The following is a 23,494-nucleotide window of genomic DNA, read 5'->3' as shown; positions in this document are numbered from 1 at the left end:
ACGCCGCGGCAGTCGCCGCCAGAGCTGGAACTTGCTCAGAAACATGGTAGGTGGGAATGACTTTGCCCCACAAATGACTTCTTTTGCGATGTCAATACCAATTCCGGTATCCCTGCTGCATTCATGCGCCCTGGCGGTGCGCCGCGCGTTGTCGAACCTCACGCGGGCGCGTTGCGGACGCTCCACAGCAAGTGTCAGGCGGCGCAGGGCGCGGCGCTGTGCGCCAGCCAGGCCATGAAGTGCGCCTGCGGCATGGGGCGGGCAAAATAGTAGCCCTGTAATTCATCGCAGCCGGCGTGGCGCAGCACGTCGGCATCGGCCGCGCTTTCCACGCCCTCGGCGGTCACCGTCAAGCCCAGGGTATGGCCCAGGCCGATGATGGTTTTCGTCACCGCCAGGTTTTGCGGCGAGCCGTGGATGTCCTGCACGAAGCTCATGTCGATTTTCAGCTTGTCGAGCGGGAAGCGGCACAGGTAGTTCAAGCTCGAATAGCCGGTGCCGAAATCGTCGATCGACAGCGCGAAACCCAGCGCCTTGATGGCGTGCAGGGTGGCGATGGTGTCGTCCACGTTGTCCATCAGGATCGATTCCGTCAGTTCGAATTCGATCTGTCCCGGCGTGACGGGAAACTCGCGCAGCACCTCGCGCAAGGTGGCCACCAGGCCGCCGCTTTTCAGTTGGATGGCCGACAGGTTGATCGACACGGCGATGTCGCCCGCGCCCGCCTCGCGCCAGGCCAGCTGCTGGCGGCACGCCTCGCGGATGACCCACGCGCCGATGGCGACGATCAGGCCCGATTCCTCGGCGGCGGGAATGAAGCTGTCGGGCGCGATCAGGCCGTGCTGCGGGTGCAGCCAGCGGATCAGGCTTTCCACGCCATTCAGGCGGCTGCTTTTCGCATCGATGCGCGGCTGGTAGTACAGCACCAGTTCCTGCCGCTCGATGGCGTGGCGCAGATCGCTTTCCAGGTGCAGCTGCTGCAGCTGCTGTTCCTGCATCTGCGGCGTGAACATGCGCGCGTGATCGCGCCCGCCGCTCTTGGCCTGGTACATGGCCGCATCGGCGTGGCGCATCAGGGTATCCATGTCGCCGCCGTGGTCCGGGTAGATGGCCACGCCCACGCTGCACGAGACATACAGCTCGTTGCCTTCCACCTGGTGCGGCTCGCGCATGGCGGGGATCAGCCGCGTGTCGAGCAGCGCGGCGATGGATGCGGCATCGCCGACGCCGTTGAGGATGACGACGAATTCATCGCCGCCCAGGCGGCTGACGGTATCGCCTTCGCGCACCAGCTGCAGCAGGCGCTTTGAGACCGATTGCAGCAGCGCGTCGCCCACGTGGTGGCCCAGCGCGTCGTTGACGTGCTTGAAGCGGTCCAGGTCGACGAACAGCACGCCCACCTTTTCGCCGCTGCGGCGCGCCTGCGCGATGGCGGCCGCCAGGCGCACTTTCGACACGTGGCGGTTCGCCAGTCCCGTCAGCGCATCGTGGTGGGCCATGTGCTCGATCTGCCGCTCGCTGGCCTTGCGTTCGCTGATGTCGAGCGAGCTGGCGATGAAATGCGTGGTGACGCCGTCGAGGTCGCGCACGGCGTTCATCACCAGCCAGGCGGGATAGCTTTCCAGCGACTTGCGCTGCACCCGGATTTCGCCCTGCCAGTAACCGCGCCGCGCCAGGGTCTGGCGCAGGCTGTCGAGCTGCTCGGGCGGGTTCTCCGGCGCGAGCAGGAAGGCCGGGCGCTTGCCGATCAGCTCCACCATGTCGTACAGCGAATGGCGGCGGAAGGCCTGGTTGACGGTGATGATGCGCATGCCGGCGTCCATCACGATCAGGCTTTCGGCCGATGCCTCGAATACCTTGGCCCACAGTTCCAGGCGCGACTCCATCAGCTTCATCTTGTTGATCGGCGTGAAGGTCGACAGCACGGCGCGCTGGCCCTGGTAGTCGATCAGGCGCGCGGAAATCAAGGCCCAGGTGGGCGTGCCGCCGCCGCTCCAGCACACCTCGAATTCATCGACGGCGCCCAGGTCGCTCAAGCGCTGGAAGAAGCGCGAACGGGCTTGCGGATGCATGCCGCCCACCCACGGGTCCAGTTCCAGGCCGCCCTGCCACGCGTGCGCGGCCTGGTTCGCGTGCAGCACCTGGTGATGCGGGATCGAGGTGACCATCAGCGGGATGGGAATGGCGTCGACCAGCTGGCGCTGCGCATCGGCCGCGCTGGCGCGCGCCACCAGCTCCTGCTGCGCCATGCGCTGGAAGTCGAGCTGCTGCAGCATGGTATTGAAGGCGCGGACCAGGCGGCCCGTTTCATCCTCGCTGTCCCAGATGGCGCGCAGGCTATGGTCGCCCGTTTCGCGCACTTCCTGCGCCACGCGCGCCAGGCGGCGGATGGGCAGGGCGATCTGGCGCGCGACGAAAAACACCAGGCCCAGTATCATCACCAGCAGCAGCACGGCCGTGCCCAGGTGCAGCCACATGCGCGTGAAGAAGCCGTCCACGCGCAGCTGGATCAGACGGTGCAATTGGCCTTCCGCCGCGCGCCAGGCACGCTGCAGGGCCGCGGCGGCCACCGCATCGCGGCGCAGCAGTTCCTGCGTGCCTGCGGGGTTGGCTTGCGCACCGGCCAGCGCCTGGGTACTGGCGCGTAACTGCGCCACGGCTTGCCGCAGGGCCGCGCGCGAGCCATCCAGGTGCTGGCGCAGCAGCGGCGTGCTGGCCGCGAACGCCTCCGTGTAGTCGCTGCCGATGCCGGCCATGGTGGCGTCCATGCGTCCCTCCAGTATCAGGAACTGGGTCTGCAGGCGCTGGCGCTGCGCGCCTTCGGCCGTCGCCAGTTGCAGGGCCAGGGCGCGCGTGCTGTTGATCACTTCCAGCAGTTCGGGGAAGCGCAGGATCACCAGCGACATCGTGTAGTAGCTGTCCAGGTCCGGGTCGAGGATCAGGTTCGATTGGTTGCCCACGCGCGTGAGCAGTGCGCGCCCGGCCACGAAGGCGGGCGAGGGCGCGATGCTGTCGTCCGGCGCAGCGGAAATGCTGTCGGCCTGGCGCAGCAGGGCGGCAAATTGCGCATTCAGTTCGGCGCTGCGCATGCCGGCGCCGAAGCGGCTTTCGGCCTGCTCCACGGCCGCTGTCTGTGCGTCCGGCTGCGCCGTGCTGCGCGCCAGGGGCAGCAGTGCATCGCGGATCGTGGCGATATAGTCATTGCCCGCCATCTCCTTGCGCGAGAAATCGATGGCGATGTATTTTTCGTTGATGAGGATGCCGGAAATGAAGATGACGGCGGACAGGTCGAGCAAATAGATCAGCGCCAGTTTGCGCCCCACCGTCAATTTCCCGATCATGCGCGAGATTCTGCCCACCATGCGTGCCCCACCTTCTCGTCAGCCCATTTATGTTTTCTTATGAGCAATTTTCATGCCTGAATTTACAAGCTTGCAAGGGGACTTTTGCACCATGCAGGTGCGCGGCGGGAGACGGCGGACGATAAAAAAAGGGCGGCCCGCAGGCCGCCCTTGTGTGCACTGTTACAGCGCTCAGGCTTCGGCGACGCGCTTGGCAATGTGCGCCAGCGCTTCTTCCACCTGGTCGATCAGGATCAGACACAAATCGCCTTCACCGAGGCGCGCCAGGGCCTTGTCGATGGCGACGAATTCGCCGTTGATTTCATCGATATGGCTGGCGCGCTTGGCGCCGTCCAGGCCCTGGCGCAGCAATGCCACCACTTCGCCGTCGGCGCGGCCGCGCTGGCACTGGTCCTGGTACAGCAGCACGTCGTCAAACGCGGCGCCGAGGATTTCCGTCTGCTGGCGGATGTCTTCGTCGCGGCGGTCGCCGGCGCCGCTGATGACCACCGAGCGGCGCTTGGCCGGCATGCTTTCCACGGCCTGCACCAGCGCCAGGATGGCGTCCGGATTGTGGCCGTAGTCGGCGATCAGGGTGGCTCCACGATAATCGAAGACGTTGAAGCGGCCCGGTGCGTTGTCGGCTTCATTGGCGAAGGTTTTCAGGCCCAGCGCGATGGTTTTCCAGTCCAGGCCCACGGCCCAGGCGGCGGCCAGCGACGCCATGACGTTGTCGACCTGGAAGCCGATGGCGCCGTTGCGCGTGATCGGCACTTGCGACAGGGCGATTTCGTGGCGCTCGTTGCCTTGCGCCGCGACCAGCTTGCCGTCTTCCACGTACACCACGCGGTTGCCTTGCGCGCGGTGCGTGGCCATCACGGGATGCGTCTTGTCGGCGGCGAAGAAGGTCACCGTGCCACTGCAATTCTTGGCCATGCGCGCCACGGCAGGGTCGGTGGCGTTCAGCACGGCCACGCCGCTGTCGGACACGTTTTGCACGATCACGCGTTTCAGGACCGCGAGGTCTTCCACGGTGGTGATGTAGTTCAGGCCCAGGTGGTCGCCCGCGCCGATATTCGTCACCACGGCGACCTGGCAGCGGTCGAAGGCCAGGCCTTCGCGCAGCATGCCGCCGCGCGCCGTCTCGAACACGGCGGCGTCCACGTCCGGGTGCAGCAGCACGTTGCGCGCGCTGCGCGGGCCGCTGCAGTCGCCGCTGTCGATCTGGCGTCCTTCGATGTACACGCCATCCGTGTTCGTCATGCCCGTGCGCAGGCCGGAAGCCGTCAGCAGGTGGGCGATCAGGCGCACAGTGGTGGTCTTGCCGTTGGTGCCGGTGACGGCGACCACGGGAATGCGGCCATCGTCGCCTTCGGCGAACATGGCGGCGATGATGGCCTCGCCCACGGGACGCGGCTTGCCGAACGACGGCGCCAGGTGCATGCGCAAGCCCGGCGCGGCGTTCACTTCCACGATGCCGGCGTTCTGCTCTTCCAGCGGTTTCAAAATGCTTTCGGAGACGACGTCCACGCCGCAGATGTCCAGGCCCACCATGTGCGCGGCGGCGACGGCGCGCGCCGCCACTTCCGGGTGCACGTCGACGGTGACGTCGGTGGCCGAGCCGCCCGTCGACAGGTTGGCGTTATTGCGCAAGATCACGCGCTGGCCCACGGGCGGCACGGATTCGGCCACGTAGCCCTGCTTGGCCAGGCTGGCCAGGGCGATGTCGTCGAAGCGGATTTTCGTCAGCGAGGTGGCGTGGCCGCTGCCGCGGCGCGGGTCCAGGTTGACCTGGTCGACCAGTTCGCGCACCGTGTGCTGGCCGTCGCCCACCACTTGCGGCGGGTCGCGGCGGGCCGCCGCCACCATCTTGTTGCCGATGACGAGCAAACGGAAATCGTGGCCCGGCAGGTAGCGTTCGACGAGGATGTCGTCGCGGAATTCCTGCGCCGCGAGGAAGCCGGCCGTCAGCTGTTCGCGCGTGGTGACGTTGACGGTCACGCCCTTGCCCTGGTTGCCATCCTTCGGCTTGACGACGACGGGCAGGCCGATCTCGCAGGCGGCGGCCCAGGCGTCGTCCGCGTCGATGGCGACACGGCCGTGCGGCACCGGCACGCCGGCAGAATCGAGCAGTTTTTTCGTCAGTTCCTTGTCTTGCGCGATGGCTTCCGCGATGGCGCTGGTGCCGTCCATTTCGGCGGCCTGGATCTTGCGCTGCTTGCTGCCCCAGCCGAACGTCACCAGGCTGCCTTCGGTCAGGCGGCGGAACGGGATGTTGCGGGCCACGGCGGCGTTGACGATGGCGCCCGTCGAGGGGCCCAGGCGCACGTCTTCATCGAGTTCCTGCAGCTGGTGCAGGGCGCCGGCCAGGTCGAACGGCGCATCGGCCAGGGCGGCCTGGCACAGCTGCTGCGCCAGTTCCAGGGCCAGGCGGCCGACGGCTTCTTCCGAATATTCGACGACGACCTGGAAGATGCCCGTTTCCAGGGTCGGCGTGGTGCGGCTGAAGGTGACGGGGCAGCCGGCTTGCGCCTGCAGGCCCAGCGCCGCCAGTTCCAGCACCTGCGCCATCGGCGCGGCGTTGTAGTTGCCCAGCGGTTGCAGCGGGCTCAGTTGCGGGAAGAGCGCGCGCAGGCGGGCTTCGAAGCCGGGCAGCTGGGCGATGTCGAGTTCCTGCGTGGTGCAGGAAACAATGGCTTCCACGGCGGTGTCGTGGCTCCAGAGGTTAGGGCCCCGCAAGGCCCGTACGCGAGATACTTCCATAATTAAACCGTAATCCTGTTGTGTTCTTGTGGGCCCGGCCGTCATGGCCGGGCTTGAGTGCTGCTTTGCCTGTGCTGTCAGTTCCCGATGCAGCCGGGGGCCGCGTCGAAGGTGCGTAATCCCGCGCAAATGAGGTCGACGGGCAGGTTCAGGGCCCAGGCGGCCGCCGCCACGGCCAGCACGCTGTCGACATTGCCGGCCGTGGCCGGTTTCAGCAAGTCGAGGCACAGCAAGACCGTTTCGATGCCGCCTTCGGCCAGCACGATGTGGTTGCCGCGCACGAACACGGCGCGCTGGCCGGCGGCCAGTTGCGCCGCGATGGCGGCCAGGCTGCCGTCCTGCGCATACAGGATCACGCTGCCGTCGCACAGATCGGCCAGTTCCAGCACGTGCGCGTTGGCGGCGTTCAGCACGGCCACGCCCGTCGGCACCACCACGTCGACCTGGCTGCGCACGGCCTTGTACAGGCCCGCTTCGTCCAGCACGTCGAAATCCTTGACGCTATCGAGGCTGCCCATGTCCGTGACGACGCCGATCTGGCACTTGTCGTAGGCCAGGCCTTCGGCCAGGATCATGCGCGGATTGCTTTCGAACAGGGCTGTCTGCACGGTGCGGTTGAGCAGCAGGCGCTGGCCCGCGTCCCAGTTCACGCAATCGCTGCTGACGACGCGGCGCTGGTCCAGGTACATGCCTTCGCTGCAGACGGCGCCCGTGTGCAGGCCCGACAGGTTGAGCAGCTTGCACAGCATGCGCACGATCAGGCTGGCGCCGCGTGTGCCCGTCACGCCGATCAGCGGAATGCGGCCCGTTTCCTCGGCGGCGAACAGGTGGTCGACGATGGCCGCGCCGACAGGGCGGGGCTGGCCCACGCCCGGCTTGATGTGCGCCAGCAGGCCGGGGCTGGCATTGACTTCGATGATGGCGCCGCGCTGTTCTTCCAGCGGACGCGTGATGTCCGTGGTGACCAGGTCGATGCCGGCGATATCCAGGCCCACGACGCGGGCGGCCAGCAGGGCCGCATGCACGACGGACGGATGCACGTCGTCCGTGACGTCGATGGCCACGTTGCCGTTCGGCTGGATCAGCACTTTCTGGCCTGCCTGCGGCACGGACAGGGCGGTCATGCCCTGGCGCTGCAGTTCCAGCACGATTTCGCCCGATTCATGCGGCTTGACGGTACCCAATGGGAAATCTTCGCCTTCGCCGCGGCGCGGGTCGGTATTGATCTGCGTGTTCACCAGTTCCAGCACGGTGGAAACGCCGTCGCCGTCGACCCACAGCGATTCGCCCTTGGCGGCCGCGATCAGCTTGTTGCCGACGACGAGCAGGCGGTGTTCGTCGCCCGTGATGAAGCTTTCCACCAGCACGGCCGAGCTGTCGCCCTTGCGCGCGGCCAGGTCGTAGGCTGCCTTCACGTCCGCTTCCGTCATCAGGTTCAGCGACACGCCGCGGCCATGGTTGCCGTCATACGGCTTGACGACGACGGGCACGCCGATGTCCTGCGCTTCTTCCCAGGCCGCTTCGGCGCTGCGCACCAGGCTGCCCTCGGGCACGCGCACGCCGCACGACTTGAGCAGGAATTTGGTCAGATCCTTGTCGCTGGCGATGCCTTCGGCAATCGCGCTGGTGCGGTCCGTTTCGGCCGTCCAGATGCGGCGCTGCGCGGCGCCGTGGCCCAGCTGCACCAGGTTGCCGTCGTTTAGGCGCAGGGAAGGGATGCGGCGCTCGGTGGCGGCATCGACGATGCTGGCCGTGCTCGGGCCCAGGCAGCGCGAATCGACCATGTCGCGCAGGGGCGCCAGGGCCGCTTCCAGGTCGTAGGCTTCATCGTTGATGGCGGCCATCAGCAGTTCGCGCGCGGCGGCCAGGGCGGCGCGGCCCACGTGCTCCTCGCGCGTGCGGAAGGCCATCTTGTAGACGCCGCGCTGGCTGGTCGAGCGCGTCTGGCCGAAGCCCGTGCGCATGCCTGCCAGGTTTTGCAGCTCCAGCACCACGTGTTCGAGGATGTGGGCCGACCACGTGCCTTCGCGCAGGCGCTCGAAAAAGCCGCCCCGTTCGCCCACGCCGCAGCGGTGCTCGATCATGCCGGGCAGCCACGCCACCAGGCGTTCGTACAGGCCGGGCAGGGTATTGGATGGATAGTCTTCCAGTTCGCCGATGTCGACCCAGGCTTCAATCACCGGGCGGTAAGTCCAGATGTTGGGGCCGCGCAAGTGGGTGACGCGGGCAAATTCGATGTTCTTCTTCTTGATCATGTAAGTGGTTTCTTGATAACAAGCCAGGCGTCTGGGCGCCAGATACTTTATGTTGGCTCTACAGAGTCTTTTCAGGCTCGTGCTTGGTTCTTTATCCCGGGTATGCGCAGTGTGCCACTTTTAGCGGCCTCTTGTCGCGTTTGCTTCTCGTATTCTGCTGGTGTTGTCATTCTAATTGTTACTAATTGTTGCCATACTTGTTATAAAGATACCGACTCTGGGCTAAGCTGGAGCATTTGCGCAACAGCGGGCTGTTGTATACTTGCTCCCGTATCGCGGCCGCGTTGCAAAAGCGCCGCGCCTGCCTGGCACTTCCTGCGACAGCCGCGCATTTTTTTTGCGCCGTTTTGCCATCATTCCTTACCGGCAGTCATCCATTCGATACAATACAGGAAATTGCCACTGGTGCATCCACCTCGCCATCGCGCAGTACACAAACATTGATCGGGCGTCTGCCCCATCCCCCAAATCCCGCCCTGAAGGGCTTGGCCTCGAGCCGGAGTATGCTTTACGATGACAACTGAACTGAGTGTTCCTGCAACAACTATTCCCCTCACCTCGCTGCCGGAACACTGGCTGGCGGAAGTCGAGAGCAACCTTTCTCCAGGGGAGAACGTTTTAAGTAGCGTTGAGGTTGACCTCGATGCGCGATTACGTTTCACAAAAGGCATAATTGTTGTCACCGAGAAGCGTTTACTGGCCCGTTCGCCCGGCGATACCGCCTGGAAAAGCTGGTCTTTCCGTCCTGGATTGCGCCTGACGCACCACGACCACGCCGGTGTCGGCCACCTGGAACTGTTCGACGACCACGGTCGCCTGGCTTCGTGGCGCTTCACTTTGGGCCAGAATCTGCACGCCATCCGCGTGCTGGAACAGTTCGTCGAGCGCCTCGACAGCCACCTGACGGGCCAGCCCGTGCTGGAAGCGGAGCAGGAAGTGTGTCCTAGCTGCAAGGCCCCGCTGGAGCCGGAGCAGGAAGAATGCCCGATCTGCGCCAAGGTGCTGTACACGCCGCCATCGACCTGGACCCTGTTCCGCCTGTGGCGCTTCGCCCATCCCTACCGTGGCCAGCTGGCCCTGGGCTTCCTGTTGATGCTGCTGAGTACGGCCGCGCACATGATTCCGCCCTACCTGACGGCGCCGCTGATGGACAATGTGCTGATCCCGTATCAGAACGGCAAGCATATCGACCCGTGGCTGGTGGTGTACTACATGAGCGGCTTGCTCGGTTCGGCCCTGCTGGCCTGGCTGCTGGGCTGGGGCAAGACGTATGTGCTGGCCCTGGTGTCCGAACGCATGGGCGCCGATTTGCGCTCGGCCACGTATGAACATCTGATGAAACTGTCGCTGGAATTCTTTGGCGGCAAGCGCACGGGCGATCTGATGGCGCGCATCGGCAGCGGCAGCGACCGCATCTGCGTCTTCCTGTCGCTGCATTTGCTCGATTTCGCGTCCGACGTGTTGATGATTATCATGACCGGTGTCATTTTGTGGTCGATGAACCCGTGGCTGGCCATCATGACCCTGGCGCCATTGCCCTTCATCGCCTGGATGATCCACCTGGTGCGCGACCGTCTGCGCACGGGCTTTGAAAAGATCGACCGCGTGTGGAGCGAAGTGACCAACGTGCTGGCCGATACGATTCCCGGCATCCGCGTGGTGAAGGCGTTTGCGCAGGAAAAACGCGAAGCGGCCCGCTTCCGCGACGCCAACGCGCATAACCTGGCCGTCAACGACAAACTCAATAAAGTCTGGTCGCTGTTCTCGCCCACCGTGTCCTTCCTGACGGAGATGGGCTTGCTGGTCATCTGGTGCTTCGGCATCTGGCAGCTGTCGCGCGGCGAAATCACCGTCGGCGTGCTGACCGCCTTCATCGCCTACAGCACGCGCTTCTATGGCCGCCTCGATTCCATGAGCCGCATCGTCTCCGTGACGCAGAAATCGGCGTCCGCCGCCAAGCGCATCTTCGACATCCTCGACCACGTGTCGAGCGTGCCGGAGCCGGCGCAACCGGTGAAACTGGATAAAATCGAAGGACGCATCGATTTGCGCGAAGTCGGTTTCCGCTATGGCAACCGCGCCGTCAACCGCGGCATCACCCTGAACATCAAGGCGGGCGAAATGATCGGCCTGGTGGGTCACAGCGGTTCGGGCAAGAGCACTCTGGTCAACCTGATCTGCCGTTTCTACGACGTCTCGGAAGGGGCGATCTTGCTCGACGGCGTCGATATCCGCTCGTTCGCCGTGTCCGACTACCGCCGCAATATCGGCCTGGTGCTGCAGGAGCCGTTCCTGTTCTTCGGCACCATCGCGGAAAATATCGCCTACGGCAAGCCGCACGCGACGCGCCAGGAAATCATCGCCGCCGCGCGCGCCGCGCATGCGCACGAATTCATCCTGCGCCTGCCGCAAGGCTACGATTCGATGGTGGGCGAGCGTGGCCAGGGCCTGTCCGGCGGCGAACGCCAGCGCATCTCCATCGCCCGCGCGCTGCTGATCGACCCGCGCATCCTGATCATGGATGAAGCGACATCGTCGGTGGACTCGGAAACGGAAAAAGAAATCCAGAAGGCGCTGGACAACCTGGTGCAGGGCCGCACCACGATCGCCATCGCGCACAGGCTGTCGACCCTGCACCGCGCCGACCGCCTGGTGGTGCTGGACCGCGGCCAGGTCGTCGAAGTGGGCAGCCACGATGAATTGATGGCGAAAGAGGGCGCCTATTTCCGCCTCTACGAAGCACAGGCGCGCAACAACGAACTCGCCCTGGATGACAAGGAATAAGCATGGCCAGTACAACTTTTACATTACACCGCGACACCTTCGGCAAGCTGGTGATGACGGACGCGGACGGCCAGGTCTTTGAAGGCGTGGCGCCCGTGCGCGCCTTTCCCATCCAGTCGCCCGACGAAGGCATCTCGCTGGTGCTGGGCAATGGCAAGGAAGTGGCGTGGATCGACCATGTCGACACCTTGCCCGAGCCGGCGCGCAGCCTGCTGCAGGAAGAGCTGGAAGGGCGCGAATTCATGCCTGAAATCGCGCGCGTGAAAAGCGTCTCCAGTTTCGCCACGCCGTGCACCTGGTACGTCGACACGGACCGGGGCGAAACGCAGTTCGTGCTGAAGGGCGAGGAAGACATCCGCCGCATCGGCGCCGCGTCGCTCTTGATCGCCGACAACCACGGCATTCACTTTTTGATTCGCGACATGTTCAATATCGACAAGACGACGCGCAAGATCCTCGACCGCTTCCTGTAGGTGATGCAACAATCAAAAACGGCGCCTTCACGGCGCCGTTTTTTTTATTGGAAGGCCACCTCGGCAAAACTGCGCAGCTTGCGGCTGTGCAGCCGGTCCACGCCCTGGCGGCGCAGCAGTTCCACGGCGCGGATGCCGATGCGCAGGTGCTGGTCGACGCGTTCGCGGTAGAAGTGGTTGGCCATGCCGGGCAGCTTGATTTCGCCGTGCAGCGGCTTGTCGCTCACGCACAGCAGGGTGCCGTACGGGACGCGGAAACGGAAGCCGTTGGCGGCGATCGTCGCGCTTTCCATGTCCAGCGCGATGGCGCGGCTCTGGCTGAAACGACGCTCCGGCGTACGCTGCGGCAGCAGTTCCCAGTTGCGGTTGTCCGTGCTGGCCACGGTCCCCGTGCGCATGATGTGCTTTAAATCATGCCCCGTCAGCTGGGTGATTTCCGCCACCGCCGTTTGCAGCGCCTGCTGGATTTCCGCCAGCGGCGGGATCGGCACCCATAGCGGCAAGTCTTCGTCGAGCACATGGTCTTCGCGCACATACGCATGCGCCAGCACGTAGTCGCCCAGGCTTTGCGTGGTGCGCAGGCCGGCGCAATGGCCCAGCATCAGCCAGGCGTGCGGGCGCAGCACGGCGATATGGTCGGTGATGGTCTTCGCATTGGCGGGTCCCACACCGATATTGACCATGGTGATGCCGCTGCCGTCCGCGCGCAGCAGGTGGTAGGCGGGCATCTGTGGCAGGCGCGGCGGCGCGGCGCCCAGCGCATCCTCGCTTTCCACCGTCTGTCCCACGCGGCGCGTGACCACGTTGCCCGGTTCGACGAAGGCGACGTAGCCGTCGTCGTCCGAGGGCGCGGCGGCGTCGGGTGCGCGGTCCATCAGGGCGTGGCCCAGGCGGATGAATTCATCGATGTAGAACTGGTAATTGGTAAACAGGACGAAGTTCTGGAAATGCTGCGGCGAGGTGCCGCTGTAGTGGCGCAGGCGCTGCAGCGAGTAATCCACGCGCGGCCCCGTGAACAGCGACAGCGGTTGCGCTTCGCCATGCGCCGGTTCGTGCGTGCCGTTGGCGATGCCGTCGTCCATGGCCGACAGGTCGGGCAGGTCGAACAGGTCGCGCATGGCCAGGCGGCGGCCCGCATCCATATTGCCCTCGATATGGTCATGCTCGGCGAACGAGAAATGCACGGGGATGGGCTGGGCGCTCACGCCCACTTCCAGGTGCACTTTCTGGCCGCTGTTATGGTTTTTCAGCAGCAGCGTGAACTGGTCGAGGTAATAATCGCCGAACAGGTCGGGGCGCGTCAGGGTGGTCTCGAACACGCCGGGGCCGGCGACGAAGCCGTAGGCCAGCGGCGAGTCGGCGCGCGCCACGGTGTCCGTCTGGATGCGCACGAAGGGGTAGCAGGCGCGCACCCGTTCGTGCATGTCTTCGCCGGCGACAAAGCGCTGCAGCGCATCGCGCAAGTGTTCGATGCTGCTGCGGTAAATGGCTTGCACCTGTTCCAGCGCCAGGCGTGGATCGTCGAAGCGGGAGGAGGCGATGAAAGGGGGCGTAAGCAAGCGGATTCTCCTTGTGGCGGTTCGTGCATACCATTGTAAGGCAGCAAGGCAAGTCGCGTTGGACGCGTTTTTCAGCGAACGGGGCCGCTTGACGGATTCAAATAGAATCTGTATTCTATTTGAATGGTCAGACTAGCCAAATTCAACGAAAACAACTTCATCGACAGCGCGATTGCCGTCGCCGCCCAGTGCGGCGTGGGCGCCGTCTCGATGGCCGCCATCGCCGTCAAGGCCGGTGCGCCCATCGGCTCCGTGTATCACCGCTTCGATTCGCGCAACGCCATTCTGGCGCGCGCCTGGCTGCGCGTAAAAAGCGACTTCCGCGAGGAAGTGGCCAGCCGCTGGCTGGGCGGCGATACGTGGGCCGGCGTGCACGGCTTGCTGGACTGGTGCCGGCGCAAGCCCGTGTATGCACGCTTCCTGCTGCAATGCGCGGACAGCCCCGATTTCAGCAGTGGCCTCAGCGAGGAATTGCTGGCCGCCGTCGAAGAGGAGCAGGCGGCACTCGATGCCTGCTTTGTCCGCTGCGCCGAAGCCATGCCCGCCACCACGGAGCTTGACCTGGATCACATGCTGCTCAAATTCGTGCTGATCGACGCGCCCGTGGCCGTCGTCAAGCCTTACCTGACCCAGGAGCGGCCGATCCCCGCCAGCGTCGACGCCATGCTGCGCGCCTCGCACGACGCCGTGCGCGGCTGGGCCGCCCACACCACACACTAACCAAGAAGAAAACCATGCGCTATTCCACCCAGCTTGAACACGGCAAGAAAATCCCCCTGCACGACGAAGAAGGCTTCATCGGCATGCGCGCGGCCGGCCGCATCGCCGCCGACACGCTCGACTACATCGCGCCGTTCGTGAAACCGGGCGTCTCGACGGCCAAGCTCGACGCCCTGTGCGAGGAATTCATGCGCGCCGCCGGCGCCATCCCCGGCACCATCGACTATCACGGCTACAAGCACGCCAGCTGCATCTCCGTCAATCACGTGGTCACGCACGGCATCCCGTCCGAGACCAAGATCCTGAAAGTGGGCGACATCCTCAACATCGACGTCACGCCGAAGTTCCAGGGCTGGTTCGGCGACACCAGCCGCACCTTCAAGGTGGGCGCCGTCTCCATCCTGGCCAACCGCCTCGTCAACACGGCGTATGAGGCCATGATGGCCGGCATCCGCACCGTGCGTCCGGGCGCCACCCTGGGCGACGTGGGCGCCGCCATCGAGGCGGTGGCCAAGGCGCAGGGTTTTTCCTCCGTGCGCGACTTCTGCGGCCATGGCGTGGGCCAGGTCTTCCACGACACGCCGCAAGTGCTGCACTATGGCCGCGCCGGCACGGGCATCGTGCTCGAACCGGGCATGATCTTCACGATCGAACCGATGCTCAACGTGGGCAGCTACCAGGTCAAGGTCTTGCCGGACAAATGGACGACGGTGACGAAAGACCGTTCGCTGTCGGCGCAGTTCGAGCACTCGCTGGCCGTGACGGAAACGGGTTTCGAGATTTTCACCCTGAGCGGCTCGACCGACCCGCTGGTGTAAGCATGGATGACGCGCGCCGGCGGCAGCTCACCGATATCGTCGCCGCGAAAGCGGGCGTGGATGTCGCTTGCGCGGCGCGCCACCTGGCGCTGCATGACGGCGACGTGGCGGCCGCCCTGCGCGGCATCGACATCGAACGTTTTACGCTCACGCAGCGCCTGCTGAACAAGTACCGGCGCGATCCGGAAGACGCGCTGCAGCACGTGGCGCTGGCCGTGCTGCAGCACGAAGATATCCGCAGCGACAGCGTGCTGCGCCTGGAGCGCATCGCGGCCCTGGCGCCGCCCGTCGCCGGCGTGGTGATGCTGGCCGAGTGGCTGGCTTACGTGGACTGGGAAGGCTTCGACAGCGCCCTGTACGCGAATATCGATGCGGTGGCGGCGTTCATCGGCGGTGCACTGGACTTGCCCGAGGTGGCCGCCAACCTGCTGCAAGCGCGCGATGCAGACGTGTTTGAAACGCGGCGCCCCGCGCTGGCTGCCGCGGCCCTGCTGTTCATCGAGCGCCACACTACGCAGTTTCCCTGACGGCTGGCGCTTTGCCGCCGGCGGGCGCGCGTCTTACAATGGCGGCAAGCACTGTTGCCCCATTTTGAAGACTTCCGCATGAGCGATTTTCCCGAAGATATCTACACCGAGCCGTCCGCCGACGTGCATACCCTGAACAACCTGGGCCCCCTGACCGGCATGGCCGGCATCTGGACGGGCACGCGTGGCCTGGACGTCAAGCCGAAGGCCGACGGCCCGCGCAAGCAGGCCTTCGTCGAACGCATCGAGCTGCAGCCGATCGACCCCGTCACCAACGGCCCGCAACTGTTCTACGGCTTGCGCTACTACATCCACATCACCAAGCCGGACCAGGTCAAAACGTATCATGAACAGGTGGGCTACTGGCTGTGGGAGCCAGCCACGGGCGCCGTGATCCAGACCCTGGCCATCCCGCGCGGCCAGATCGCCATGGCGTCCGGCACGACGACGGCGGACGCCACCAGTTTCGAACTGGTGGCCAAGCGCGATTCGACGGCGTACGGCATCTGCTCGAACCCCTTCCTCGAACACGCGTTCACCACCGTCGAATACCGCATCAAGGTCGATATCCACGCCGACGGCACCTGGGGCTACGACGAGGACACGGTCATGTTGATCCGCGGCAAGGACGAGCCGTTCCACCACACGGACCGCAACCTGCTGACCAAGGTCGGCGAGCCGACGCCGAACCCGATGGCCCTGCAGGCGCTGGCCGCAACCGCCTAAGGTTTTCCTTGCGCCACCGCCTTGACCGCGCGCTCCTCGCCCATGGCGGCGGCGATCTTCCAGCGCTGCATGGCGCTGGCGCGGTCGGGGCGTTTCAGGCCCGCGCCTTCCCAGTCCATCAGGCCCAGGTTGTAGATGTCGCCCGCGCTGCCCTTGTCGGCGGCCAGGGTGAACCATTTGCGCGCTTCCTTGTGGTTGACGGGAATCTGGTAGCCGCGCACATGGTACAGCCCCAATAAGTGCATGGCTTGCGCGTTGCCCTTGTTCGCGGCCTGTTTCAGCAGGTCCAGGCCGCGCGCCATGTTGCGCGGCTCTTGCCAGCCTTCGGCCAGCATCACGCCCTTCGCCGTCAGCGCATAGCTGTCGTTCTTCACCAGTCCCTTGCCGATCAGGGGCTTGGCGGCCACCTGGCGCGCTTCGCGCTGCTGCGCCGTTGGCGCGGTGATAGGGCCGGGCTTGCCTTCGCCCATCAGCAGCATCCAGCCATATAAACCATACGCGCCCGCGTCGCCCTTGCCGACCAGGCTTTCCAGCATGGCCAGCGCCTGCGCCTTGTCGCCATTTTCATACAGCTTGACGGCCTTGGCGCTGCTCGCGTCCTGCGGCACGGCGGCCGGCGCATGGGGCGCGACGGGCGCCGACGCCATGGCCGTTTGCGGCGGCGCGGAAACCGGGCGCACGCGCACGGGCAAGCCATAGCTGGCGGCCAGCACGGCCAGGCTGGCGGGGGCGAGGATCAGCACTTGCGCCAGCTGGTTGCGGCGGCCCTTGCCGGCGATGCCCATGGCCCGTTCGGCCTGCCGTTCGCCGCCCAGCGCCTCGCTGAGTACCGCCTTGACCTTGCGGTTGAACAGCCAGTAACCGGCGCCCGTGACAAGCAGTCCGGCCACGGCGGCGGCACCGCGCCCGGCGAAGAACCAGGCGGCGATGGCGGCGGCCAGCGCGGCCAGCGCGCTTTTCCACCAGAACTGCTTGGCCAGCCGCGTGTAGACCTGGCGCAGGGCGCCCAGCACGCAGGTGCGCACGTTCTGCGCATAGTCGGCGGAAACGACGTCGACGTGGGCGTGGTCCGCGTCGCCGCCGAGGACGGACTCGATCACGTCCGCATTCAGTTCCGAGGCGGCTACGTCGCGCAGCGGCGTCAATAAACCTTGTACGTGGGCTGAGAACAGGCCGTCGTCGGCGCTGCCGGCCAGCGCGTCGCTGAGCGCCTTGAGGTCGCCGCGCAGCAGCTTTTCCACGATGTCATCGAGCGTCAGCCAGCGCAAGTCCGTGCCGTATGCTACCAGGTGGTGTTTTTCCGCGTTGCACGATGCATCCAGGCGCACGATGCGCAGCTTGCCGCCATACAGGGCGTCGACTTCCTGCGGCTGGTCTTCATTGTAAATGCTCACTTTCGCCAGGGCCAGGCTGCTGGCGATGGCTGCCAGTGAGTGCACGCTCTCCTTGTCGCGGATGCGGCGCGCGTCGTCCGGCGCCTGCTTGGGCAGGCTGACGCTGTAGCCGGGCGCCACGTGCACGTCGACCCAGGCCGCCTTGCCCACCTTGCCGGAACCGTCGCAGGGATTGCAGCGCAAGTCGCCCACGCCGCTGCACGTGCGGCACGTAACCTTGCCGCTGGCGCGGCAGGTGCCGCAATTGATGTTGCCGGAACCGTGGCACGTGTTGCAGCTGACCTTGCCGAAGCTGCAATGGTAGCAAGAGCGATATTCCGTGCGGTATTGCGTGCGCGTTTCGCTGTGGTAGCTGGTGTGCGAGCTGCCGTTGCTGTAGGTGGTAGTGGGCACTTGCACCGTGACGTAATCGGTGAATTGCTCGGACACCGTGCCGCTGCCGCTGCAATACGAGCACGACACCTTGCCGCTGCCGTAGCAGCCATAGGCGTCGCAGCTGACGGTGCGCCCGCCGTGGCAGTTCCAGCACGTTTCCGTCGTCGCGCCATAACAGGTGTGGCAGCCGATGCGGCCTTTGCCGGAACAGTTGCTGCAGGTATCGAGGTGCCAGTACTTGACGGCGTGCGGCAGGTAGACGCCCGCCTCGACACCGTTGTAGGCCTGGCCCGCCTGGCGCAAGGCATTGTCGAGCTTACCCGCCGCGCGGCGCAGCCGCTCCTTTTCCTGCGCGTGAGCGAGCGCTCCCACTTCGTGCGAGCCACAGCGGCAGTCATTGCCCGCCGGCGCGAAATAGCCATTGATGACGCGCTGCTCGAAGCGCGCCTCGAGCGCGTAATTGGCTTGCAGGGAAAAATCCTGCAGCACGTCTTCCTCGCCCAGCGGCGTGATGTCGTGCGGCTCGAAGCGCGTCTTGTCCTGCACCAGGGTGCGCAGCTTGCCCAGCACGGTGGGCACGTCTTCCTTGTCGAGCTTGATGGGCGCTGGCGCCGTCACGGCCGTTGCTGATGCCTGGGGCATGTCCTCGCTGCCTTGGGTATCGGTGGCCGTGTCAGTGCTGGGGTTCATGCGCGTCCTTTTGCTCTCTGGAAAGATGTTTGAATTTTAGCATCCCCAGATGACAAGGCGGCTACCCCTGGCTCCCTTTTTCAGCGCAGGCCGCGGCGGAACTGGTCCGGCGTGCCGCCGCCTTGACGGCGGAACATGGCGATGAAGGCCGAGGCCGTGCTGTAGCCCAGTTCCAGCGCGATCGCCTGCACGGTTGCTCCCTGTTCCAGCAGGGGCAGGGCGGCCAGGAAGCGCTGGCGCTGGCGCCATTCGCCGAACGGCATGCCCAGTTCGCGCTGGCAACGCCGGGCCAGCGTGCGCTCGGTCACGTGCAATTGCGCGGCCCATTCGGCCAGTGAGCGGTTACTGCCGGGATCAAGCTGCAGGGCGGCCAGCAGCGCCGCGATGACGGGTTCGTCGCTGCCGGGCAAATAGTTGCGGCTGCACGGCGCCAGCTGCAACTGGTCGACCAGCACTTGCGCCAGGCGCTGGTCGGCGGCCGTGGCGGGCGTGGTGACGCCCCGTTCGGCAAAGTCGCCGAGTATGGCTTTGAGCAAGGGACTCAATACCAGCGCGCACGGCTGCGCCGGCAACTGCGCGCACAGGCTGGCGTCGATGTAAGCGGAGTGAAACACGACATCCTGGCGGATATAGCCGTCGTGCAAGGTTTCGGGCGGTATCCACACGGCGTACTGGGGCGGCGACAGGTAGCGCTGGCCCGCCACCATGATTTCCATCACGCCCGTGGAACAATACGTGAGCTGGCCCCACGGATGGCTCTGGTAATCGAATTGCTGGTGCGCGTGATAGTCGTCGAGGCGAAAGTACACGGGATAGGGCAGGGCGTCGGAAACGGCGGGAAAGTGCTGGTTGCTGGCCATCGGATCTCCTGTTTTGTCCTGTTCTTTGCATCGTTTGTCCGATATGCATTATATCCATGGAATCGGACCATGCGAAAATGGTGCTCGTTGAATAGTGGAGTTCCTGCATGAAAGCCAAGCATTATCTGTTTCCCGTGATCGCCGTGCTGATCTGGGCCATCAATACCATCGTCAGCAAGATGGCCGTGGGCGTGATCGATCCGGCCGCCATCTCGTTCTACCGCTGGCTGCTGGCCGGCGTGCTGCTGGCGCTGGTGTTCGCGCGTCCAGTGTGGAAGCAGCGGGCCGTGGTGAAACCATATCTTGGGAAACTGTTTGTGCTGGGCATGTTGGGCATGGTCATGTACCAGTGCCTCGCGTACATCGCGGCGCAAACGACGACCGCCACCAATATGGGCATCCTCGCATCGCTGATGCCGCTGCTGGCCGTGGGCCTGTCCGTCTTGCTGTTGAAAGAGGCACCCACCGTGGGCGGCGTGTTTGGCGGTTTCGTGTCGCTGCTGGGGCTCGGCTACTTGCTCAGCCATGGCGACCCGGCCGCCCTGATCGCCCATGGCGCGGCCGTGGGCGACGCCCTGATGCTGCTGGCGTGCCTGTCGTATGCGGGCTATGGCGTGCTGCTCAAGCGCTGGAAGATTCCCCTGAATAACTGGCACTCCCTGCTGATCCAGGTGTGGTGCGCCGTGCCCGTGCTGTTCGTGTATTACCTGAGCCAGTCCGCGCCGCCCGTCACCGGCGCCGGCTTGCCGTTGGTGCTGTTTGCCGGCATTCCCGCGTCCATCATCGCGCCGTTCTTGTGGATGCATGGCCTGGCCAAGCTGGGCCCGAGCCGCGCCACCACTTTGATGAATCTGCTGCCCGTGTTTACGGTAGTCATCGCCATGCTGTTCCTCGGTGAAACCTTGCACAGCTACGATGTGATCGGCGGCGGCGTGACCCTGCTGGGCGTGGTGATGGTGCAGTACCTGAAACGCCCATTGAAGCGCGCACAAGCGTAGTATTTTTGCTATGCTGATGTTTTGCACAAGGAGGCGGCATGCACAGCATCGATACCCTCGATACCCTGTTAAGCGAACTGGAAGCATTCGGTAACACCAATGATGCGGCGCATACGGAGCGTGCCAGCCGCATGCTCAATATCACGCGTGACACGGGCGAGTTGCTGGCCGTGCTGGTGCATGCGCGCGGTGCGCGGCGGGTGCTGGAAATCGGCACCTCGAACGGCTATTCCACCCTGTGGCTGGCGCGCGCGGTACAGCCGCTGGGCGGCAGCGTGGTGACGGTGGAAAAGGCGCAGGACAAGTTCGACATGGCGCATGCCAACTTTGTGCGCGCGCAACTGCAAGGCGTGATTGGCCAGTTGCTGGCGGACGCGGGCGACGTGCTGCGCGATGCGGCTGACGGTGCCTACGATTTCATCTTCCTCGATTCCGCGCGCCAGCAATATCAGTCCTGGTGGCCGCAGCTGGACCGCGTGCTGGCGGCCGGCGGCGTGCTGGTGGTCGACAATGCCAGCTCGCACTACGCGGACATGGCCGGCTTTGTCGACGCCATACGCGCCGACAGCCGCTACACGGCATGCCTGGCGACGGTCGGCAAGGGCGAATTCATCGCCGTCAAGGCGGGCAACTGATTATTCTGCGACGATAGCCGCTTCCAGTACGCGCACCAGCGATTCGACGCCTTGCGCGTCGACGTCGTCGAAGCGGCCGGGCAAGGGGCTGTCGAGGTCGAACACGCCGATGATTTGACCCTGCGCAAACACGGGCACCACCAGTTCCGAGCGGGAATTGACGTCGCAGGCGATGTGGCCAGGAAACGCGTGCACATCCTGCACAACGATCGACTTGCCTTCGACCACGGTGGTGCCGCACACGCCGCGGCCCTTCTTGATGCGGATGCAGGCTGGCTTGCCCTGGAACGGTCCCAGCACCAGTTCCTCGCCTTTCAGGAAGTAAAAGCCGGCCCAGTTGAGGCCCGGCATCGTGTTGAAGACCAGCGAACTGAAGTTGGCCGTATTGGCGATGAAATCGCTCTCGCCGGCCAGCAAGCCTTGCAGCTGCGAGCGCAGGTCCGCATACATGGCGTGCTTGGCTGCGGGGGTATCGGTGCCGTAGGCGGCGTCGCTGATGGTAAACGTCATGGTCGTGGTGGCGCTGAAAAATGGGGAAGGCGCCATGGTAGCGTGTCTGGCGCATCCGTGCGCGGCCTTCACTTTTTCAGATGTTCTTGCGCCAGCCGGCGCAGCAGGGACAGGGCCGCATGGCCGTGGTCTTCCCGCCAGGCCAGGCCGATGCCGGCCGCCAATTCCTCGCCCTCCACCAATGGCCGGTAGACCACGCCAGCCAGGCGCAGCGCGCGGAACGAGTCGGCCAGCAACGCCATGCCCTTGCCGGCCGCCACGTCGCCGAGCAGCACATGGTGGTCGGGCGCTTCGCGCAGGAAAATCGGCGCGAAACCATGCCGGCGGAAAACTACCTGGCAATGGTCGAAGAAGGCGGGCTGGCGCGCCCGCTCGAACCAGTAGACGGATTCCTGGGCGATATCCAACAGGCTGAGCTTGCGCCTTTGCGCCAGCCGGTGCCCGGCGGGCAGGGCCAGCATCATGGGCTGGTGCGCCAGCGGCTGCACGGCCAGCTCGAAGGTGGCGCTGGGCAAGGCCAGCAGGGCTGCATCGAGCTGGCCCTTGCGCACGCCAGCCACCAGGCGCGGCGAGGGCGCGGACGTCAGTTCCAGGCGGATACTGCCCAGTTGTCCTTCCAGCGCCGCCAGCAAGGGCCGGAACAGGCCGGCCGCCACGGAACTGGTCAAGCCCAGGCGCAGGCGCGCGGGCGCGCTGTCTTGCCGCAGTGACGTTTGCGCAATATCAAGTAAATCGAGGATGTGCAGCGCCTGCGGCAACAAGGTATGCCCCGCCTGCGTCAAGGCCACGCCCTGCGTGTCGCGCTCGAACAATCGCGCGCCCAGCCGCTCTTCCAGCGCCTTGATGGCGCGCGACAGGGGCGGCTGGGTCATGTGCAATTGCTCCGCTGCCTGGCGGAAGTTCAGGCAGCGGGCGACGGCGCAAAACAGGCTCAAGGCATGGGTATCGAGGGCTCTCATACCAGAAAGGTATCACGAAATCGCGCATTCCCCCGCCGGCCGGCACGGCCTAGACTGGCTGCATCGAGTCAACACGTGAGGAGAGCAGCATGCAACAACGACGCATCGGCAATAGCGGCTTGACCAGCTCGGCACTGGGCCTGGGCTGCATGGGCATGTCGGAATTTTATGGCGCCACGGACGAGGCGCAATCGCTAGCCACCCTGGAAGCGGCCCTGGCGGCGGGCGTGACCCTGTTCGACACGGCCGACGCTTACGGTTTCGGCCACAACGAGCAATTGCTGGGGCGCTTTTTGGCCAGCCATCGCGGCCAGGCCCTGGTCGCCACCAAGTGCGGCCTGGCGCGCGAGGCGGGCAGTTATGCGCGCCGCGTCGACAATTCCCCCGCCTACATCCGCCAGGCGTGCGAAGCGTCGCTGGCGCGCCTGGGCGTGGATGCCATCGACTTGTTCTACCTGCACCGCCTGAACCTGGAGACGCCGCTGGAGGAATCGATGGGTGCGCTGGCGCAGCTGCGGCAAGAGGGCAAGATCCGCGCCGTGGGCCTGTGCGAAGTGAGCGCCGCCACCTTGCGGCGCGCGGCGGCGCTTTGCCCCGTGGCGGCCGTGCAGAGCGAATACTCGCTGTGGACGCGCGAACCGGAGCAGGGCGTGCTGGCCGCCTGCCGCGACGTGGGCGCCAGTTTCTTTGCCTACAGCCCGCTGGGGCGCGGTTTCCTGACGGGCGCCATCGCCGATGCGGCCAGCCTTGACGCGGGGGATTTCCGCCAGTTCAATCCCCGTTTTTCATCCGACAACCTGGCGCGCAACCAGGCCATCGTCGCGCAGGTGAAGGACCTCGCGTGCGCAAAAGGCTGCACGCCGGCCCAGCTGGCGCTGGCCTGGCTGCTGGCGCAAGGCGATGACCTCATTCCCATCCCCGGCACCAAGCGCATCGCGTATTTGCACGACAACCTGGGCGCGCTGGCCGTGCGGCTGGACGGGGCGGAACTGGCGGCGATGAATGCCGCCTTTCCCTTGGGCATGGCGGCGGGCGCGCGTTATACGGAGGAAGGCATGAAGGGTGTGGATGCCTGAAAAAGATGGCGCAGTGTACGCCAGCGTACCT

At 65.3% G+C, this 23,494-nt stretch carries 17 protein-coding genes; 9 read left to right on the top strand and 8 right to left on the bottom strand.

Annotated elements, in window-relative coordinates:
* Positions 1–194 precede the first annotated feature (194 nt).
* The 3 genes from VPH40_RS09465 to VPH40_RS09455 form a co-directional block, all read right to left on the bottom strand.
* A complete protein-coding gene (locus VPH40_RS09465; protein WP_328573279.1) occupies positions 195–3,341 on the bottom strand; it encodes an EAL domain-containing protein in 3,147 nt (1,048 codons plus the stop codon).
* Between the two features lie 192 nt (positions 3,342–3,533).
* The gene (gene cphA, locus VPH40_RS09460; protein ID WP_305056128.1) at positions 3,534–6,104 is read right to left on the bottom strand and encodes a cyanophycin synthetase; all 2,571 of its coding nucleotides are present in this window, start codon (positions 6,102–6,104) and stop codon (positions 3,534–3,536) included.
* A gap of 77 nt (positions 6,105–6,181) precedes the next feature.
* A complete protein-coding gene (locus VPH40_RS09455; protein WP_328573278.1) occupies positions 6,182–8,359 on the bottom strand; it encodes a cyanophycin synthetase in 2,178 nt (725 codons plus the stop codon).
* Positions 8,360–8,872: 513 nt separating this feature from the next.
* On the opposite strand from VPH40_RS09455, the gene VPH40_RS09450 reads away from it, so the two are divergent.
* Both VPH40_RS09450 and VPH40_RS09445 read left to right on the top strand, forming a co-directional pair.
* The gene (locus tag VPH40_RS09450; RefSeq protein ID WP_251350402.1) at positions 8,873–11,143 is read left to right on the top strand and encodes a cyanophycin metabolism-associated ABC transporter; all 2,271 of its coding nucleotides are present in this window, start codon (positions 8,873–8,875) and stop codon (positions 11,141–11,143) included.
* A gap of 2 nt (positions 11,144–11,145) precedes the next feature.
* Positions 11,146–11,616 carry a cyanophycin metabolism-associated DUF1854 family protein gene (locus VPH40_RS09445; RefSeq protein ID WP_099666965.1) on the top strand — a complete coding sequence of 157 codons (471 nt, stop codon included), beginning with the start codon at positions 11,146–11,148 and terminating at the stop codon, positions 11,614–11,616.
* 44 nt (positions 11,617–11,660) lie between these two features.
* On the opposite strand, the gene VPH40_RS09440 is transcribed toward VPH40_RS09445, so the two are convergent.
* Positions 11,661–13,175 carry an AMP nucleosidase gene (locus VPH40_RS09440; RefSeq protein ID WP_305052847.1) on the bottom strand — a complete coding sequence of 505 codons (1,515 nt, stop codon included), beginning with the start codon at positions 13,173–13,175 and terminating at the stop codon, positions 11,661–11,663.
* Positions 13,176–13,298: 123 nt separating this feature from the next.
* On the opposite strand from VPH40_RS09440, the gene VPH40_RS09435 reads away from it, so the two are divergent.
* The 4 genes from VPH40_RS09435 to VPH40_RS09420 all read left to right on the top strand — a co-directional run bounded on the left by VPH40_RS09435 (position 13,299) and on the right by VPH40_RS09420 (position 15,966).
* Positions 13,299–13,895, top strand: coding sequence for a TetR/AcrR family transcriptional regulator (locus tag VPH40_RS09435; protein WP_034783384.1), 597 nt, complete (start codon positions 13,299–13,301; stop codon positions 13,893–13,895).
* Positions 13,896–13,909: 14 nt separating this feature from the next.
* Entirely contained in the window at positions 13,910–14,713 is an 804-nt protein-coding gene (gene map / locus VPH40_RS09430) for a type I methionyl aminopeptidase (RefSeq protein ID WP_328573277.1), read from the top strand.
* Between the two features lie 2 nt (positions 14,714–14,715).
* The gene (locus tag VPH40_RS09425; RefSeq protein WP_328573276.1) at positions 14,716–15,240 is read left to right on the top strand and encodes a hypothetical protein; all 525 of its coding nucleotides are present in this window, start codon (positions 14,716–14,718) and stop codon (positions 15,238–15,240) included.
* 78 nt (positions 15,241–15,318) lie between these two features.
* On the top strand, positions 15,319–15,966 hold the full coding sequence (locus VPH40_RS09420) for an FABP family protein (RefSeq protein ID WP_099666969.1): 648 nt from the start codon (positions 15,319–15,321) through the stop codon (positions 15,964–15,966).
* Here VPH40_RS09420 and VPH40_RS09415 read toward each other — a convergent pair.
* A complete protein-coding gene (locus VPH40_RS09415) occupies positions 15,963–18,425 on the bottom strand; it encodes a hypothetical protein (protein WP_328573275.1) in 2,463 nt (820 codons plus the stop codon). The genes VPH40_RS09420 and VPH40_RS09415 overlap by 4 nt on opposite strands.
* An 80-nt stretch (positions 18,426–18,505) precedes the next feature.
* A complete protein-coding gene (locus tag VPH40_RS09410; RefSeq protein ID WP_289898580.1) occupies positions 18,506–19,285 on the bottom strand; it encodes an AraC family transcriptional regulator in 780 nt (259 codons plus the stop codon).
* A gap of 107 nt (positions 19,286–19,392) precedes the next feature.
* Between VPH40_RS09410 and VPH40_RS09405 the strand changes: the two genes are divergently transcribed.
* Positions 19,393–20,283 (top strand): DMT family transporter, encoded by an 891-nt coding sequence (locus VPH40_RS09405; RefSeq protein ID WP_328573274.1) that lies wholly within the window; start codon positions 19,393–19,395, stop codon positions 20,281–20,283.
* Between the two features lie 38 nt (positions 20,284–20,321).
* Positions 20,322–20,918: an O-methyltransferase gene (locus VPH40_RS09400; RefSeq protein WP_328573273.1), complete on the top strand. Its 597-nt coding sequence runs from the start codon at positions 20,322–20,324 to the stop codon at positions 20,916–20,918.
* Here the strand turns inward: VPH40_RS09400 and VPH40_RS09395 are convergent, their stop codons facing one another.
* Positions 20,919–21,428: a GAF domain-containing protein gene (locus tag VPH40_RS09395; protein WP_370385301.1), complete on the bottom strand. Its 510-nt coding sequence runs from the start codon at positions 21,426–21,428 to the stop codon at positions 20,919–20,921.
* 68 nt (positions 21,429–21,496) lie between these two features.
* Entirely contained in the window at positions 21,497–22,387 is an 891-nt protein-coding gene (locus tag VPH40_RS09390; protein WP_328573272.1) for a LysR family transcriptional regulator, read from the bottom strand.
* Positions 22,388–22,476: 89 nt separating this feature from the next.
* Between VPH40_RS09390 and VPH40_RS09385 the strand changes: the two genes are divergently transcribed.
* A complete protein-coding gene (locus VPH40_RS09385; RefSeq protein WP_328573271.1) occupies positions 22,477–23,463 on the top strand; it encodes an aldo/keto reductase in 987 nt (328 codons plus the stop codon).
* Positions 23,464–23,494 lie beyond the last annotated feature (31 nt).

The sequence above is a fragment of the Janthinobacterium sp. P210005 genome, from assembly GCF_036231865.1.
Classification (GTDB): Bacteria; Pseudomonadota; Gammaproteobacteria; order Burkholderiales; family Burkholderiaceae_D; genus Janthinobacterium; species Janthinobacterium kumbetense.
The sequence above is the reverse complement of the archived record's forward strand: the minus strand, read 5'-3'. Positions and strand labels throughout refer to the sequence as shown.

Excerpts from the sequence above, each read along its gene's own strand:
- VPH40_RS09465 (WP_328573279.1), bottom strand. The coding sequence starts at position 3,341 with ATGATCGGGAAATTGACGGTGGGGCGCAAACTGGCGCTGATCTATTTG.
- VPH40_RS09425 (WP_328573276.1), top strand. The coding sequence starts at position 14,716 with ATGGATGACGCGCGCCGGCGGCAGCTCACCGATATCGTCGCCGCGAAA.
- VPH40_RS09455 (WP_328573278.1), bottom strand. The coding sequence starts at position 8,359 with ATGATCAAGAAGAAGAACATCGAATTTGCCCGCGTCACCCACTTGCGC.
- VPH40_RS09390 (WP_328573272.1), bottom strand. The coding sequence starts at position 22,387 with ATGAGAGCCCTCGATACCCATGCCTTGAGCCTGTTTTGCGCCGTCGCC.
- VPH40_RS09420 (WP_099666969.1), top strand. The coding sequence starts at position 15,319 with ATGAGCGATTTTCCCGAAGATATCTACACCGAGCCGTCCGCCGACGTG.
- VPH40_RS09395 (WP_370385301.1), bottom strand. The coding sequence starts at position 21,428 with ATGACGTTTACCATCAGCGACGCCGCCTACGGCACCGATACCCCCGCA.
- VPH40_RS09435 (WP_034783384.1), top strand. The coding sequence starts at position 13,299 with ATGGTCAGACTAGCCAAATTCAACGAAAACAACTTCATCGACAGCGCG.
- VPH40_RS09445 (WP_099666965.1), top strand. The coding sequence starts at position 11,146 with ATGGCCAGTACAACTTTTACATTACACCGCGACACCTTCGGCAAGCTG.
- VPH40_RS09405 (WP_328573274.1), top strand. The coding sequence starts at position 19,393 with ATGAAAGCCAAGCATTATCTGTTTCCCGTGATCGCCGTGCTGATCTGG.
- VPH40_RS09415 (WP_328573275.1), bottom strand. The coding sequence starts at position 18,425 with ATGAACCCCAGCACTGACACGGCCACCGATACCCAAGGCAGCGAGGAC.
- map (WP_328573277.1), top strand. The coding sequence starts at position 13,910 with ATGCGCTATTCCACCCAGCTTGAACACGGCAAGAAAATCCCCCTGCAC.
- VPH40_RS09385 (WP_328573271.1), top strand. The coding sequence starts at position 22,477 with ATGCAACAACGACGCATCGGCAATAGCGGCTTGACCAGCTCGGCACTG.
- VPH40_RS09450 (WP_251350402.1), top strand. The coding sequence starts at position 8,873 with ATGACAACTGAACTGAGTGTTCCTGCAACAACTATTCCCCTCACCTCG.
- cphA (WP_305056128.1), bottom strand. The coding sequence starts at position 6,104 with ATGGAAGTATCTCGCGTACGGGCCTTGCGGGGCCCTAACCTCTGGAGC.
- VPH40_RS09410 (WP_289898580.1), bottom strand. The coding sequence starts at position 19,285 with ATGGCCAGCAACCAGCACTTTCCCGCCGTTTCCGACGCCCTGCCCTAT.
- VPH40_RS09400 (WP_328573273.1), top strand. The coding sequence starts at position 20,322 with ATGCACAGCATCGATACCCTCGATACCCTGTTAAGCGAACTGGAAGCA.